Source organism: Ewingella allii (assembly GCF_044430645.1).
Classification (GTDB): domain Bacteria; phylum Pseudomonadota; class Gammaproteobacteria; order Enterobacterales; family Enterobacteriaceae; genus Ewingella; species Ewingella allii.
Genome location: NZ_JAWUDN010000004.1, coordinates 152,064 through 168,152 on the forward strand (window position 1 = coordinate 152,064; position 16,089 = coordinate 168,152).

A 16,089-nucleotide genomic window follows, 5' to 3' on the forward strand; every position below is an offset into this window, starting at 1 on the left:
TAGCCAGAAGGAGCAGGTATGTCGCATATCAATTTCAACCACCTGTACTACTTTTGGCAGGTTTGCAAAACCGGATCGATGGTGGGGGCGGCAGAGGCATTGTTTCTGACGCCGCAAACCATCACCGGTCAGATTAAGTCATTGGAAGAGCGTCTTGGCGGCAAGCTGTTTAAGCGTCAGGGGCGTGGACTGGTGCCTTCTGAGCTGGGGCAGCTGGTCTTTCGCTACGCCGACAAGATGTTTGCCATGAGCCAGGAGATGCTGGATATCGTCAACTATCGCAAAGAGTCCAGCCTGCTGTTTGATGTCGGCGTGGCCGATGCGTTGTCGAAAAGATTGGTCAGCCGGGTGCTGGATGCCGCCGTGGTGGATAACCAAGATATCCATCTGCGCTGCTTCGAATCGACTCACGAGATGCTGCTGGAGCAGCTTAGCCAGCACAAGCTCGACATCATTCTGTCGGATTGCCCGGTGGACTCCACCCAGCAGGAAGGGCTGTTTTCAGTCAAGCTGGGGGAAAGCCCTATCAGCTTTTATTGCCGCCAGCCGGCAGAAAGTGAGGCTTTCCCCGAGTGCCTTGAGAAGCGCCCATTGCTTATCCCCGGCAGGCGCTCAATGCTTGGCCGCAAGCTGCTCAATTGGTTTAACACTCAGGGGCTGAAGGTGAAAATCTTGGGCGAGTTTGACGATGCCGCGCTGATGAAGGCTTTTGCCCGGAATCACAATGCGATCTTTGTCGCGCCGTCGGTGTATCTGACCGAGGTGTTTCACGGGGATGATATTGTCGAGGTAGGGCGGGTAGAGGGCTTACAGGAAGAGTACTACGTGATTTTCGCAGAGCGGATGATTCAGCACCCTTCGGTACAGCGGGTGTGTAACACTGACTTCTCAGGGCTGTTCACTGGCTGAGGGGGATTTGCGAAGTAATGAGCCGGGAAGCGCAAAAAACAGATATAAAAAAACCGGCAGAAGCCGGTTTTTTTATCAAGCAGACAACGAAATGCGATTATTGCATTGCGTTGATTTGCGCAGTCAAGTTTGACTTATGACGCGCTGCTTTGTTTTTGTGGATCAGGCCTTTGCAAGACTGACGGTCCACAATTGGTTGCATTTCGTTAAATGCATTTTGTGCAGCAGCTTTGTCGCCTGCTGCAATAGCCGCGTATACCTTCTTGATAAAGGTACGCACCATAGAACGACGGCTCGCGTTATGCTTACGACGTTTCTCTGACTGTACGGCGCGTTTCTTAGCTGATTTGATATTAGCCAAGGTCCAACTCCCAAATATTTTTCTATTGAGGACAATTCGAAGGCCGAGGAATATGCCTTTTCGGTCTTCTTTTGTCAATGGATTTGTGCAAATAAGCGCCGTTTCTATATTCAAATCGGATTCAAACTACAATCGGCGCTTGTTACGTTGTGATGGCGCAGGATTTTAACAGCTTCCCACCTTGGAATACAGTCTTTCGCAAGAAAATTCGACAGGAGAGTGGTTATTTAGCCAACGGGGGGCATTAACGCTTTGTTTCTACGAAAAGTCACGCTTTCCGTACATATATAGCCAAAATAATTCGAGCTACGGCTATCGCACCTGCAACTCGCACTCTGAAGGAGAGAAAGTAAGATTTTCCTCGGTGATGCCGTAATTGCGCCGTCAGATCTGCCGTATGGCGAAGAGATTGCGCTGATCCAGTGAATCGCTGGTTAACCTTGGAGGCTGTACAAGGTATAATCCGCCGATTTCCACCGTTATGAGTCAGCTATGGATTTGAGCCAGCTATGGAGCTAATTCGCGGGATACACAATATTCGGGCGCGCCATCATGGCTGCGTCCTTACTATTGGTAATTTTGATGGCGTGCATCGCGGCCATCAAGCACTGATTGAACAACTAAAGCTGGAAGGGCAGAAGCTTGGCGTTCCGGTAATGGTGATGATTTTTGAACCGCAACCTCTTGAGCTGTTTGCGGGCGATAAAGCGCCTGCTCGACTGACCAGTTTGCGAGATAAGGCCAAGTATCTTGCCGAATGCGGCGTTGATTACTTGCTGTGTGTGCGCTTTGAACCGCGTTTTGCGGCTAACATTGCTCAGGCATTTATCTCCCAGCTATTGGTGGAGAAACTAGGCGTCAAATTCCTGACCGTGGGCGATGATTTTCGATTTGGTGCTGGTCGTCTGGGCGATTTCGAATTGCTACAGAAAGCCGGCGCTGAGTATGGTTTTGAGGTCATAAGCACCCAGACTTTCCGCGAAGGCGGCAGTCGCATCAGCAGTACGGCGATTCGTGACGCGCTGCGTGATGACGACTTAGCATTAGCTGAAACGCTGCTCGGCCACCCGTTCAGCATCTCCGGGCGCGTGGTTCATGGCGACAAACTAGGCCGCACCATCGGCTTCCCCACGGCCAACGTGCCGTTGAAGCGTCTGGTGTCTCCGGTGCGCGGCGTGTATGCCGTGGACGTGCTGGGTCTGGGCGATGAGCCTATTCCTGGCATTGCCAACATTGGTATTCGCCCGACGGTTGGCGGCGTGCGCAAGCAGCTTGAAGTGCACCTGCTCGATACCAATATCAATTTATATGGGCGCCACATAGACGTGGTGCTACGCGCAAAATTGCGCAACGAACAGCGTTTTTCGTCGCTTGATGCCTTAAAGCAACAAATTGCGAACGATGAGGTGACCGCCCGGGAGTTCTTTGGGCTGACAGCACCACGCTAATTATTTATGACAGGTTTACTGGCAGCCGCCATGGGCCTGACATCCAGCAGAAAAACGGAACCGAGAATCTAATGAGTGACTATAAGAACACCCTGAACTTGCCGGAAACAGGGTTCCCGATGCGTGGCGATTTGGCCAAGCGAGAACCTGACATGCTGAAAAACTGGTATGAACAGGATCTGTACGGGATTATTCGCGCAGCCAAAAAGGGCAAAAAGTCCTTTATTTTGCATGACGGCCCTCCGTATGCGAACGGCAGCATTCATATTGGTCACTCAGTTAACAAAATTCTCAAAGACATTATTGTTAAGTCCAAGGGCATGGCCGGTTTCGACTCGCCTTATGTGCCGGGCTGGGACTGCCACGGCCTGCCAATCGAGCTGAAAGTAGAACAGCTGATCGGCAAGCCGGGTGAGAAAGTCTCTGCTGCTGAATTCCGCGCGGCATGTCGCAAATACGCCGCTGAGCAGGTTGAAGGTCAGAAGAAAGACTTCATCCGCCTTGGCGTGCTGGGCGATTGGGACCACCCATACCTGACGATGGATTTCAAAACCGAAGCCAACATCATCCGTGCTTTGGGCAAAATTATCGGCAATGGCCATCTGCACAAAGGCGCTAAGCCTGTCCACTGGTGTGCGGACTGCGGCTCTTCTCTGGCTGAAGCCGAAGTGGAGTATTACGACAAAGTGTCGCCATCCATCGACGTGACCTTTAACGCCGTCGACCCAGCCGCCGTGGCGGCAAAATTTGGCGCGACCGCCTTCAATGGCCCGGTTTCTCTGGTTATCTGGACTACCACGCCGTGGACCATGCCAGCTAACCGCGCGATCTCTTTGAATGCTGAGTTTGCTTATCAGTTGGTGCAAGTTGAAGGCCAGTGCCTGATTCTGGCAACCGACTTGGTGGAAAGCGTCATGAAGCGCGCGGGTATCGCTGAGTGGACCGTGCTGGGTGAGTGCAAAGGCGCTGACCTCGAACTGCTGCGCTTCAAGCATCCGTTCCTCGGCTTCGACGTGCCAGCGATTCTTGGCGACCACGTGACGCTGGACGCCGGTACGGGTGCTGTTCACACCGCGCCGGGCCACGGCCCGGATGACTTCGTGATTGGCCAGAAATACGGTCTGGAAGTGGCTAACCCAGTTGGCCCTAACGGCTGCTATTTGCCAGGCACCTATCCTTCACTGGATGGTAAATTCGTCTTCAAAGCCAACGACCTGATCGTTGAACTGCTGCGCGAGAAAGGCGCACTGCTGCACGTTGAGAAGCTGAATCATAGCTATCCGTGCTGCTGGCGTCACAAAACGCCAATCATCTTCCGCGCTACGCCGCAGTGGTTCGTCAGCATGGACCAGAAAGGTCTGCGCGCGAAATCTCTGGAAGAGATCAAAGGCGTGCAGTGGATCCCAGATTGGGGTCAGGCGCGTATCGAAAACATGGTCGCTAACCGTCCTGACTGGTGTATCTCCCGTCAGCGTACCTGGGGCGTGCCGATGTCTCTGTTCGTGCATAAAGACACTGAACAGCTGCACCCGCGCACTCTGGAACTGATGGAAGAAGTGGCGAAACGCGTTGAAGTTGACGGTATTCAGGCTTGGTGGGATCTCGATCCTGCCGACATTCTGGGTGCTGACGCCGCAGATTACGTGAAAGTGCCTGACACGCTAGACGTGTGGTTCGACTCCGGTTCAACCAGCGCCTCGGTGGTTGCCGTGCGCCCTGAGTTCAACGGCCACGAAGCTGACATGTATCTGGAAGGCTCCGACCAACACCGTGGCTGGTTCATGTCATCTCTGATGATCTCAACCGCCATGAAAGGCAAAGCGCCATACAAACAAGTTCTGACTCACGGCTTCACCGTTGATGGTCAGGGCCGCAAAATGTCCAAGTCCATCGGCAACACCGTCAGTCCTCAGGACGTGATGAACAAGCTGGGCGGCGACATTCTGCGTCTATGGGTTGCGTCAACTGACTACACCGGCGAAATCGCCGTGTCAGACGAGATCCTTAAGCGCTCTGCCGACTCTTATCGTCGTATCCGTAACACCGCGCGCTTCCTACTGGCGAACTTGAATGGGTTTGATCCTGCGCTGCACTGCGTGAAGCCGGAAGAGATGGTGGTGCTGGATCGCTGGGCCGTGGGCCGTGCCAAAGCCGCTCAAGAAGAGATCATTGCCGCTTACGAGCGTTATGACTTCCACGAAGTGGTACAGCGCCTGATGCAGTTCTGCTCGGTTGAAATGGGGTCGTTCTATCTCGACATCATTAAAGACCGTCAGTACACCGCGAAAAGCGACAGCGTGGCTCGCCGCAGCTGCCAGACCGCGCTGTATTACATCTCTGAAGCACTGGTGCGCTGGATGGCGCCCATCATGTCCTTCACCGCAGACGAAATCTGGGCCTTCCTGCCGGGTTCCCGCGAGAAGTTCGTCTTCACCGAAGAGTGGTTCGATGGCCTGTTTGGCCTGGCTGGCGACGAATCGATGAATGATGACTTCTGGGACGAGCTGCTGAAAGTGCGTGGCGAAGTGAACAAAGTAATCGAGCAGGCGCGTGCTGATAAGCGCGTAGGAGGCTCGTTGGAAGCTGCGGTAACGCTGTACGCTGACGATAAATTGGCTGCTGACCTGCGTTCTCTGGGTAACGAGCTACGCTTTGTGTTACTGACGTCCGGCGCTCGCGTGGCACCATTGGCGGATGCTGATGACAGCGCGCAAGCCAGTGAGTTGCTCAAGGGCCTGAAAATCGGTCTGGAAAAAGCAGAAGGCGACAAGTGCCCACGCTGCTGGCACTACACCACTGACGTCGGCCAGAACGCGGAACACAGCGAAATCTGTGGCCGTTGTGTGACTAACATTGCCGGCGACGGCGAAGAGCGTAAGTTTGCATAATGAGTAAACCTATTTGTTCTACCGGACTCCGCTGGCTTTGGCTGGCGGTTTTGGTTGTCATCCTTGATCTCGGCAGCAAGTTCTTGGTCATGGGGCATTTTCAGCTTGGCGAATCCATGCCGCTGATCCCGTTCTTTAACCTGACTTACGCCCATAATCCGGGGGCGGCGTTTAGCTTCCTGGCGGATAAAGGCGGCTGGCAGCGTTGGTTCTTTGCCCTGATTGCTCTGGCTATCGTGATTATTCTGCTGGTGCTGATGTACCGCAGCAGCGCCACTCAGCGCATGAATAACATCGCTTTTGCGATGATTATCGGCGGCGCGCTGGGCAACCTATTCGATCGCATGGTTCACGGTTTTGTCATCGACTTTATCGACTTCTACGTCAACGACTGGCATTACCCGATCTTCAATCTGGCAGACAGCTTTATCTGTGTGGGTGCCGTGCTGGTGGTGCTGGAAGGCTTCTTAGCCAAACCCAATGCTGCCGCGAAGAGCAAAGGATAAAACATGTCTGAACAGGTAAAACACGACAGCGCGGTGCTGGTGCATTTCACCCTGAAGCTGGAAGATGGCTCAACGGCGGAATCAACCCGTGGTAATGGCAAACCGGCCCTGTTTCGACTGGGAGACGGCAGCCTGTCCGACGCGCTGGAGAATGAACTGCTCGGGTTGAAAGTGGGCGATAAGCACGCTTTTGCGCTGGCACCTGAATCTGCTTTCGGCTCGAAAAGCCCTGATCTGGTTCAATATTTCTCGCGTCGAGATTTCCAAGAAACGGGCATTCCTGACGTGGGCACCATCATGTTATTTACTACCCGTGACGGCAGCGAAATGCCTGGCGTGGTGCGTGACGTGACCGAAGATTCCATCACCGTTGATTTCAATCATCCACTGGCGGGCCAGCATATCGACTTCGATATCGAAGTGCTGGAGATTGATCCGCAACTGGAGGAGAAAGATGCAAATACTGCTGGCTAACCCACGCGGGTTCTGCGCAGGCGTAGATCGTGCGATCAGCATCGTCGAGCGCGCCCTCGAGCTGTATGGCGCGCCGATCTATGTGCGTCATGAGGTGGTTCACAACCGTTACGTGGTTGATAGCCTGCGCCAGCGCGGCGCGGTGTTTATCGAGCAAATCAGCGAAGTGCCGGACGGCTCAATCCTGATTTTCTCGGCACACGGTGTATCTCAAGCCGTGCGCGCCGAGGCGAAAGCGCGTGATCTGACCATGCTGTTTGACGCCACCTGCCCATTAGTGACGAAGGTCCATATGGAAGTCGCACGTGCCAGCCGTAAGGGCACCGAGGCGATTTTGATTGGTCATGCCGGTCACCCAGAAGTGGAAGGCACCATGGGGCAGTACAGCAACCCTAATGGCGGCATGTACTTGGTCGAATCGCCAGCGGACGTCTATAAGCTGCAGGTGAAAGATGAAAGTAACCTGTGCTTCATGACCCAAACCACGCTGTCGGTGGATGATACCTCGGAAGTGATCGACGCCCTGCGCGACCGTTTCCCGAAAATCATCGGCCCACGCAAAGACGACATTTGCTACGCCACCACTAACCGTCAGGAGGCCGTGCGCCATCTGGCCGACGGGGCTGACGTGGTGCTGGTGGTCGGCTCGAAGAACTCGTCAAACTCTAATCGTCTGGCCGAACTGGCGCAGCGCGTTGGTGTGCCTTCTTACCTGATCGACTCCGCCGCTGATATCCAAGAGTCTTGGCTGAAAGACGCCAAGAGCATTGGCGTCACCGCCGGTGCTTCTGCTCCAGACATTCTGGTGCAGGACGTGATCAGCAAGCTGAAAGCCTTTGGCTGCGCGGATGTGATTAACGTGGAAGGGCGCGAAGAGAATATCGTTTTCGAAGTGCCGAAAGAGCTGCGGGTTGATGTGCGTCAGGTTGACTAAGTTCATCAGCTAATCGAGCAAGGCGCGCAAGAGTAGAAAGCGGTCAGTGAAAACTGGCCGCTTTTTTTTTATGATAATCAGTTGAGACGGAACAGGTTCTGCGGCGTGCCCGTGGTGCCGGTCTGCACGTGGAGCAGGGCGCCGTCCAGTTCGCTTGGGTTCTCCAAGCCTTTGCGCGCCGAGGTGATGAACAGCTCGCTCATGTCCGGCCCGCCAAAGGTACAGCAGCTTGGCTGAGCGACGGGAAGGGCAATAGTGTCGAGGGTCAGCAGCTCGCCCTGATTGATTTGCTGGCGTAACAGACAGCTGCTGCCCCAGCAGGCGGTGAGCAGCAGGCCGTCCAAGGAGACTGCCGAGCCATCCGGCGTTTTATCCCCAGACGAGAAGCAGGCGATTTTCAGCGGATTGATATGGCGGGCGTTGGCAGAGTAAAAACGCTTCTTCATGCTGTCGGCAAACCACACTTTGCTTTCATGCCACGCCAGCGTGTTGGGAATGCCCACGTTGTCCATCATCAGCTCGGGATGTGGCGCACCGCTCTCATAGCGATACCACCCGCCCAGCGTCTGCTCTTCCTTCGCATCCATAGTGCTGAACCACAGGGAGCCGTCTGGCGCGATAGCGGCTTCATTCGTTCTGGTGCCTTCTCTGCCGACATAATCACAGATTTTCTCTGTCTTGCTGAAGGCATAGTCATACAGGTGCAGGCCATCTTGCGAGACCAACAAAAAGCGATTCAGCGCGCTGGTTAACAGCACGGCGCTGGTTAACGAGGGCAGCTTGCGTACCTCGGTTTTGTGCTGGGACGGCCAGTAGCGCAGCAGTTTTAAGTTGAGAATATCGACCCACAGTAATGACTGCGTGCGTTGACACCATACCGGCGTCTCTCCCAGCTCGGCACGGTAGTCGTCTATCGCAGTGATGGCGGATCGTAAAAATGCTGACATCGTAAAGCTCTCCTTCATGGCAGTGTCTTTACATAGTCTAGTCTGGCTTTGCTGATGGAGGATAGAATAAAAGGCGTAAAAAGAAGGGGCCGGCCCGTTAATAAAACGTAAAGCCAGCCCCTGAGGTGAGCTAATAAGGGTTAGAAATCGTATCTCAGACGAACCAGGTTCATGTCGCCACGGTCGTCGGTGGTGGAGCTAAATACGTGTTCATAATCAACGCGGAAGCCGTAATCGAGTTGAACCGATACGCCTAAGCCATTATCGATACGCTGATAATCACGGCCGGAGACGTAGGTTAGTCGGTCACCCATGAAGTATGGCTGAACGGTTTTGACCGCGTACTGGTTTATTGGGAAGGCGTAGCCCAGGAAGTATTCCAGACCGTAGGCGTCGCCAGCAAAGTAGTTATTATCCGCTTTCTGCTTAGTCGTCAGGAAGTTGTTGTAATAACCGCCGCCGAAAGAGGCCGTCCAGTTGCCCGGTTTCCAGCTTAATGCGGTACCAATGATATTTTGGTCATAGTTGGTGGAGCTGTTGCCGCCCGGGTTTTTCATCTCGGCGTTGGTGTAGTTGTACGCCGTGCCCCAGGTCAGTTCTTTGGTGATATGGTAATCCACGCCGATAGAGCCGCCGCCTTTACGTTTATAACGCAGGCCATCGCCGGTCAGCAGATCGGTATCGGCGAACAGGTAAGAGGCGTAGACATCAGCATCACCGAAGGTGTTCTTGTATTTCAACATTTTGCGCGAACGATAAGAGCCGTCGTAGTCGCCATTCACGCCGTTGCCCGGCGCCTGAGCGAGCATGTCGTAGTCCCAGATATCGGTTTTCACGCCCACCACATCGTAATACACGCTGTTTTGCTGGCCGAAGGTCAACTGTCCGTAGGTTTTGCTTTTCAGACCGGTGTAGAGTTGGCGGCGAGAGGTATTGCGCGCGCCGTCGGCATAGTGATTATCCCAGTCGAACAGGGCAGGGAAGTTGACACCCAGTTCGTAGTAGCTGACCCAGCTGATATCATCAAACAGGTAGTAATCCGCCGTGAAGCGAAAACGCGAGCCGCCGTCAAAGCCGTTGTTTTTGTAAGAGCCTTTATCTTTATTGCCCGTTTCCATATTCCACTGTGGGCGAATACTGCCGCCAACCTTGAAGTCGAGACGACTCAGCAGGTCATTTGGCTGCGGATCTTGCTTAATAAGGGTGATTTCAGCCTGTGAAGCGAAAGACGTCAGGCCAAAGAGTAGCCCGGCAGAAGCCACCTGTGTGACTCTGTTTAGTTTGAATTTCATCGTTGCCCCTGCGCCAACTCGATGATTTTAAGAGAATCATCAATGATGTTGGCTCATTATTATTTTATATTCCCTTTACCGGTGACTATCTGGCAAAGGTGAAAACGCGCCGAATTATTAACGCAACGAAATCAAGTTTCGTGGGTTAAAATTAGCGGGCTATTTATTACCATATTTATTGGTTTTATCAATATCATTTCGTTACATATAATGAAAAATTGATGTTTTAGATCGTTAAAAGTGCGCGTTTGTTGCTTTATGTAGCAATTAGCGAGGGGGATTGTGCTGCGTAAAGACAAATCAGGGATACGCCAACGGTGCTGTATGCCGCAGCCAAACTCTGCTGCAACCCTATGCATAAAATTGAATGATTATGCGCGAGTGGGAAATGGCTATTTTCAGAAACGCGCCTTGTTTACCCTGACGCTTTTCATTGATGAGTAACATAAAATCATCAAATGGATAACTTTTGAGCTGATATGTTTTACTGATGTTAGCTGGGCTATATCATAATTTTCTAATTATGCCGCAATTTTGCTGGCTCCTCTCCAGAGGGGCCGATAACCTGCTGCTGTTATAAAGCAGAACACATTTATAAAGAGAGAGATTATGAGTAATGCTGAACTGCGCATGGCCATTGTGGGCGCGGGTGGAAGAATGGGACGCCAGCTTATTCAGGCGGTTTGCGAAGCTGATGGCGTAGTGCTGGGCGCAGCCATTCAGCGCAAAGGCTCCTCGCTGGTGGGAACTGACGCGGGCGAGCTGGCAGGTGTTGGTCGCCTGAACATTAAGGTGAGCGACAGTCTGGATGACGTGGTGAACGACTTCGACGTCTTGATCGACTTCACGCGTCCAGAAGCTTCTCTGGCTTATCTCGACTTCTGCGTGAAACATCGCAAAGGTATTGTTATCGGCACTACCGGCTTTGATGACGCAGGTAAGGCGGCAATCCAGCAGGCAGCCGAGTCTATTCCGGTTGTTTTCGCCGCGAACTTTAGCGTAGGTGTCAATCTGGTCCTCAAGCTGTTGGAAAAAGCCGCCGAGGTGATGGGCGACTACACGGATATCGAAATTATTGAAGCTCACCATCGCCACAAAGTTGATGCGCCTTCGGGCACGGCGTTAGCGATGGGTGAGGCGATTGCCGACACATTGGGTCGCAATCTCAAGGAGCACGGGGTGTTTTCCCGCGTCGGCCATACCGGCGAGCGTGATCCTAAGAGCATCGGCTTTGCGACCGTGCGTGCAGGAGACATCGTGGGTGAGCATACGGCGATTTTTGCCGATATCGGCGAGCGCGTTGAGATTACCCATAAGGCTTCAAGTCGAATGACATTTGCAAAAGGCGCAGTTCGTGCAGGAAAGTGGCTGGAGGACGTTAAAGTTGGCTTGTTCGATATGCGTGATGTGCTGAAATTAGATGATATTTAAGTTTTACACCATTGTGATGTGGTTGTTTTAATCATAGTTCTTTGATTATAGGGCGGTTCCTTGGCTGCCCTTTTCTTTTTTATGAAAAATCATGTTTGGCTTCTTTTTCTTATTTTGATGCCTATTTTAATATGTTTTGTGAGTTTTAAAGCTCTTCGCTGACTACAAAACGACCTCCTCAACAGATCCGATGTGTAACATTTGCCGATTTCCCGCCTTTTTTCAGACAACCGCCCTCGCAAACGTTTACTATAGTGACTTAGCCCGTGCTTTTATGGCTGTGAGGTCGCTATTTCACTGAGTTCTGTATAAAACAGAGAAATATTGGTGCTTTTGGTAGACAAAGCGAGCGCCCATCATTAGAATGCGCGCAATTTGCCGAAAATTGGCTTCGAGGGCGATTTTTGCATTGATTTAGATCGGCTTATCTGAATTAATATGCAAATAATGTGATTGATTATTCCTGGAGGATGCTTTGATAAAGTCAGCGCTATTGGTTCTGGAAGACGGAACCCAATTCCACGGTCGGGCCATCGGGGCAGAAGGTACGGCAGTGGGGGAAGTGGTCTTCAATACGTCGATGACCGGTTATCAAGAAATCCTTACTGATCCTTCCTATTCCCGCCAAATTGTTACTCTTACTTATCCCCATATTGGTAATGTCGGCACTAACGCCGCTGATGAAGAATCCTCTGCAGTACACGCTCAAGGTTTGGTTATCCGCGATTTACCTCTTATTGCCAGCAACTACCGCAGTACCGAAAATCTTTCTGACTATCTCAAACGCCACAACATCGTCGCTATCGCCGACATTGATACCCGTAAACTGACTCGCGTGCTGCGTGAAAAAGGCGCACAAAACGGCTGCATCATCGCTGGCGATTCCGTGGACGCGGTGCTGGCACTGGAGAAAGCTAAAGCCTTCCCGGGCCTGAAAGGCATGGACTTGGCGAAAGAAGTCACTACCAAAGAGTCTTACAGCTGGCAGCAGGGCAGCTGGACATTAGAAGGCGAACTGCCTGAAGCGAAACCGGCCGAAGAGCTGAAATTCCACGTGGTGGCTTATGACTACGGCGCAAAACGCAACATCCTGCGCATGCTGGTTGACCGCGGCTGCCGCCTGACCGTGGTGCCGGCACAAACGCCAGCCGAAGACGTGTTAAAGCTCAATCCAGACGGCATCTTCCTGTCCAACGGACCGGGCGACCCGGAGCCATGCGACTACGCCATCGACGCCATCAAGGCCTTCCTCGAGACTGATATTCCGGTCTTCGGCATCTGTCTGGGCCACCAGTTACTGGCACTGGCCAGCGGCGCGAAAACGCTGAAAATGAAGCTTGGCCATCACGGTGGTAACCACCCGGTGAAAGATCTCGACAACAATGTGGTGATGATCACCGCGCAGAACCACGGCTTTGCGGTAGATGAAAATGGCCTGCCAGCCAACCTGCGCGTGACCCACAAATCGCTGTTCGACCACACGGTTCAGGGGATTCATCGCACGGATAAAGCCGCGTTCAGCTTCCAGGGGCACCCAGAAGCCAGCCCGGGCCCGCACGACGCGGCACCGCTGTTCGACCACTTTATCGAGCTGATTGAGCAATACCGTTCTCACGCCACTCAGACTGGCAAATAAATCAGGAGCACTAAAACATGCCAAAACGTACAGACATAAAAAGCATCCTGATCCTCGGCGCTGGCCCGATTGTTATCGGTCAGGCCTGTGAGTTTGACTATTCCGGCGCGCAGGCCTGTAAAGCCCTGCGTGAAGAGGGTTACCGCGTCATTCTGGTGAACTCCAACCCGGCGACCATCATGACCGACCCGGAAATGGCCGATGCAACCTACATCGAACCCATTCACTGGGAAGTGGTGCGTAAAATCATCGAGAAAGAGCGTCCAGATGCCGTGCTGCCAACCATGGGCGGCCAGACAGCACTGAACTGCGCACTCGAGCTGGAACGTCAGGGCGTGCTGGCGGAGTTTGGCGTCACCATGATTGGTGCCACCGCCGACGCTATCGACAAAGCCGAAGACCGCCGCCGTTTCGACGTGGCGATGAAGAAGATTGGCCTCGACACCGCGCGTTCCGGCATTGCTCACAATATGGAAGAAGCGCTGGCGGTTGCCGCTGACGTTGGCTTCCCATGCATCATCCGCCCATCATTCACCATGGGCGGCACTGGCGGCGGTATCGCCTACAACCGCGAAGAGTTCGAAGAGATTTGCGAGCGCGGTCTGGATCTTTCCCCAACTAAAGAGCTGCTGATTGATGAGTCGCTGATTGGCTGGAAAGAGTACGAAATGGAAGTGGTGCGCGATAAGAACGACAACTGCATCATCGTCTGTTCAATCGAAAACTTCGATGCCATGGGCATCCACACCGGTGACTCCATCACCGTGGCTCCGGCGCAGACCCTGACCGACAAAGAGTACCAAATCATGCGTAACGCCTCGATGGCGGTACTGCGTGAAATCGGCGTGGAAACCGGCGGTTCTAACGTGCAGTTCTCCGTGAACCCGAAAAACGGTCGCCTGATTGTTATCGAAATGAACCCGCGCGTGTCGCGCTCTTCTGCTCTGGCTTCTAAAGCAACCGGCTTCCCGATTGCCAAAGTGGCCGCCAAGCTGGCGGTAGGTTATACGCTGGACGAGCTGATGAACGACATCACCGGCGGCAAAACCCCGGCGTCGTTCGAGCCATCAATCGACTACGTTGTCACCAAAATTCCTCGCTTCAACTTCGAGAAGTTTGCCGGTGCCAACGACCGTCTGACCACGCAGATGAAATCTGTCGGCGAAGTGATGGCGATTGGCCGCACCCAGCAAGAATCTCTGCAAAAAGCCCTGCGCGGCTTGGAAGTGGGTGCCAGCGGCTTCGACCCGAAAGTGAGTCTGGATGATCCGGAAGCCCTGACCAAGATCCGCCGCGAACTGAAAGAAGCCGGTTCAGACCGCATCTGGTACATCGCCGATGCCTTCCGCGCTGGCCTGTCTGTCGACGGCATCTTCAACCTGACCAATATCGACCGCTGGTTCCTGGTGCAGATTGAAGAGCTGGTTAAGCTGGAAAACGACGTAGCCGAAGGCGGCTTCAACATCCTGACTCACGACTACCTGCGCATGCTGAAGCGCAAAGGCTTTGCCGACCTGCGTTTGGCGACCTTGGTAGGTGTGTCAGAGAGCGAAGTGCGCAAGCTGCGTCACAAATATAACCTGCACCCGGTCTACAAACGTGTTGATACCTGTGCGGCAGAATTCTCCACCGATACTGCCTACATGTACTCCACTTATGAAGAAGAGTGCGAGTCCAACCCGACTAACGATAAGCCAAAAATCATGGTGTTAGGCGGCGGACCAAACCGTATCGGTCAGGGCATCGAGTTCGACTACTGCTGCGTTCACGCCTCGCTGGCGCTGCGCGAAGACGGTTACGAAACCATCATGGTGAACTGTAATCCTGAAACGGTTTCCACCGACTACGACACCTCTGATCGCCTGTACTTCGAGTCAGTGACGCTAGAAGACGTGCTTGAAATCGTGCGTATCGAACAGCCAAAAGGCGTGATCGTGCAATACGGCGGGCAAACTCCGCTGAAACTGGCTCGTGAACTTGAAGCCGCCGGCGTGCCAATTATCGGCACTAGCCCTGACGCCATCGACCGCGCCGAAGACCGCGAGCGTTTCCAGCAGGCAGTTAACCGCCTGGGCCTGAAACAGCCCGCTAACGCCACGGTCGCGACCATTGAGCAAGCGGTAGAAAAAGCCAGCGGCATTGGTTATCCGCTGGTGGTGCGCCCGTCTTACGTGCTGGGCGGCCGCGCGATGGAAATCGTGTATGACGAAATCGACCTGCGTCGCTACTTCCAGAACGCGGTTAGCGTCTCTAACGACGCGCCGGTGTTGCTCGACCGTTTCCTTGATGACGCGGTAGAAGTGGACGTCGACGCTATCTGCGACGGTGAGCGCGTACTGATTGGCGGCATCATGGAGCACATCGAGCAAGCTGGCGTGCACTCCGGCGACTCCGCCTGTTCTCTGCCAGCCTACACGCTGAGCAAAGAGATTCAGGACGTGATGCGCCAACAGGTTGAGAAACTGGCCTTTGAGCTGAGCGTTCGCGGCCTGATGAACGTGCAGTTCGCGGTGAAAAACAATGAGGTTTACCTGATTGAGGTTAACCCACGCGCCGCGCGTACCGTGCCGTTCGTCTCTAAAGCCACGGGCATTCCGCTGGCGAAAGTGGCGGCTCGCGTGATGGCGGGGCAGACGCTGGCTCAGCAAGGCGTCACCGAAGAGATCATTCCACCGTACTACTCGGTGAAAGAAGTGGTGCTGCCGTTCAACAAGTTCCCGGGCGTTGACCCAATCTTAGGGCCAGAAATGCGCTCTACCGGCGAAGTGATGGGCGTCGGTCGCACCTTCGCCGAAGCCTTCGCCAAGGCGCAGCTCGGCAGTAACTCCGGCATGAAGAAAGCCGGGCGTGCGCTGCTGTCAGTGCGCGAAGGGGATAAAGGTCGCGTGGTGGATTTGGCCGCCAAGCTGCTTAAACGCGGCTTCGAGCTGGACGCTACTCACGGTACTGCTGTGGTGCTGGGCGAAGCGGGGATTAACCCACGCCTGGTCAACAAGGTGCATGAAGGCCGCCCGCACATTCAGGACCGCATCAAAAACGGCGAGTATGTGTATATCGTGAACACCACGGCGGGTCGTCAGGCGATTGAGGATTCCAAGCTGATTCGCCGCAGCGCGCTGCAATACAAAGTGCACTATGACACCACCCTGAACGGCGGTTTCGCGACCGCAATGGCGCTCTCTTCCGACCCAACCGAGCAGGTGATTTCGGTTCAGGAAATGCACGCTAAAATTAAAAAGTAACCTTAAGACTTTAGTGTCTGG

Annotated in this window: 12 protein-coding genes; 9 read left to right on the top strand and 3 right to left on the bottom strand. The window is 53.7% G+C overall.

All coding sequences use genetic code 11. From position 1 onward, the window contains the following. Window positions 1–18: 18 nt before the first annotated feature. The gene (nhaR, locus tag SBO83_RS11455) at window positions 19–909 is read left to right on the top strand and encodes a transcriptional activator NhaR (protein WP_396131598.1); all 891 of its coding nucleotides are present in this window, start codon (window positions 19–21) and stop codon (window positions 907–909) included. Between the two features lie 97 nt (window positions 910–1,006). Here nhaR and rpsT read toward each other — a convergent pair whose 3' ends face one another. Beyond that, a complete protein-coding gene (gene rpsT / locus SBO83_RS11460) occupies window positions 1,007–1,270 on the bottom strand; it encodes a 30S ribosomal protein S20 (protein ID WP_034787052.1) in 264 nt (87 codons plus the stop codon). 509 nt (window positions 1,271–1,779) lie between these two features. Between rpsT and ribF the strand changes: the two genes are divergently transcribed. From ribF to ispH, 5 genes are all read left to right on the top strand, one after another. Next, the gene (ribF, locus tag SBO83_RS11465) at window positions 1,780–2,718 is read left to right on the top strand and encodes a bifunctional riboflavin kinase/FAD synthetase (RefSeq protein WP_353500955.1); all 939 of its coding nucleotides are present in this window, start codon (window positions 1,780–1,782) and stop codon (window positions 2,716–2,718) included. Window positions 2,719–2,789: 71 nt separating this feature from the next. Further along, the gene (gene ileS / locus SBO83_RS11470) at window positions 2,790–5,606 is read left to right on the top strand and encodes an isoleucine--tRNA ligase (RefSeq protein WP_396131599.1); all 2,817 of its coding nucleotides are present in this window, start codon (window positions 2,790–2,792) and stop codon (window positions 5,604–5,606) included. Beyond that, window positions 5,606–6,112, top strand: a complete 507-nt coding sequence (gene lspA, locus SBO83_RS11475; protein ID WP_353500957.1) for a signal peptidase II — start codon at window positions 5,606–5,608, stop codon at window positions 6,110–6,112. Before ileS ends, lspA begins: the two co-directional genes overlap by 1 nt. A 3-nt stretch (window positions 6,113–6,115) precedes the next feature. After that, the gene (gene fkpB / locus SBO83_RS11480; protein WP_396131600.1) at window positions 6,116–6,586 is read left to right on the top strand and encodes an FKBP-type peptidyl-prolyl cis-trans isomerase; all 471 of its coding nucleotides are present in this window, start codon (window positions 6,116–6,118) and stop codon (window positions 6,584–6,586) included. Then, the gene (ispH, locus tag SBO83_RS11485) at window positions 6,567–7,520 is read left to right on the top strand and encodes a 4-hydroxy-3-methylbut-2-enyl diphosphate reductase (protein WP_396131601.1); all 954 of its coding nucleotides are present in this window, start codon (window positions 6,567–6,569) and stop codon (window positions 7,518–7,520) included. The genes fkpB and ispH overlap by 20 nt, the downstream gene beginning before the upstream one ends. Window positions 7,521–7,597: 77 nt before the next feature. Here ispH and SBO83_RS11490 read toward each other — a convergent pair whose 3' ends face one another. Together SBO83_RS11490 and SBO83_RS11495 are read right to left on the bottom strand one after the other, a co-directional pair. Then, window positions 7,598–8,467 carry an SMP-30/gluconolactonase/LRE family protein gene (locus tag SBO83_RS11490; protein ID WP_396131602.1) on the bottom strand — a complete coding sequence of 290 codons (870 nt, stop codon included), beginning with the start codon at window positions 8,465–8,467 and terminating at the stop codon, window positions 7,598–7,600. 140 nt (window positions 8,468–8,607) lie between these two features. Beyond that, a complete protein-coding gene (locus SBO83_RS11495; protein ID WP_353500959.1) occupies window positions 8,608–9,759 on the bottom strand; it encodes a porin in 1,152 nt (383 codons plus the stop codon). 609 nt (window positions 9,760–10,368) lie between these two features. On the opposite strand from SBO83_RS11495, the gene dapB reads away from it, so the two are divergent. The 3 genes from dapB (at window position 10,369) to carB (ending at window position 16,068) form a co-directional block, all read left to right on the top strand. After that, complete coding sequence (dapB, locus tag SBO83_RS11500; protein ID WP_396131603.1) at window positions 10,369–11,190, top strand: 4-hydroxy-tetrahydrodipicolinate reductase; 822 nt, start codon at window positions 10,369–10,371, stop codon at window positions 11,188–11,190. Window positions 11,191–11,665: 475 nt separating this feature from the next. Next, window positions 11,666–12,826: a glutamine-hydrolyzing carbamoyl-phosphate synthase small subunit gene (gene carA / locus SBO83_RS11505; protein WP_353500961.1), complete on the top strand. Its 1,161-nt coding sequence runs from the start codon at window positions 11,666–11,668 to the stop codon at window positions 12,824–12,826. A gap of 17 nt (window positions 12,827–12,843) precedes the next feature. After that, on the top strand, window positions 12,844–16,068 hold the full coding sequence (gene carB, locus SBO83_RS11510; protein ID WP_396131604.1) for a carbamoyl-phosphate synthase large subunit: 3,225 nt from the start codon (window positions 12,844–12,846) through the stop codon (window positions 16,066–16,068). The last annotated feature ends 21 nt before the right edge of the window (window positions 16,069–16,089 follow it).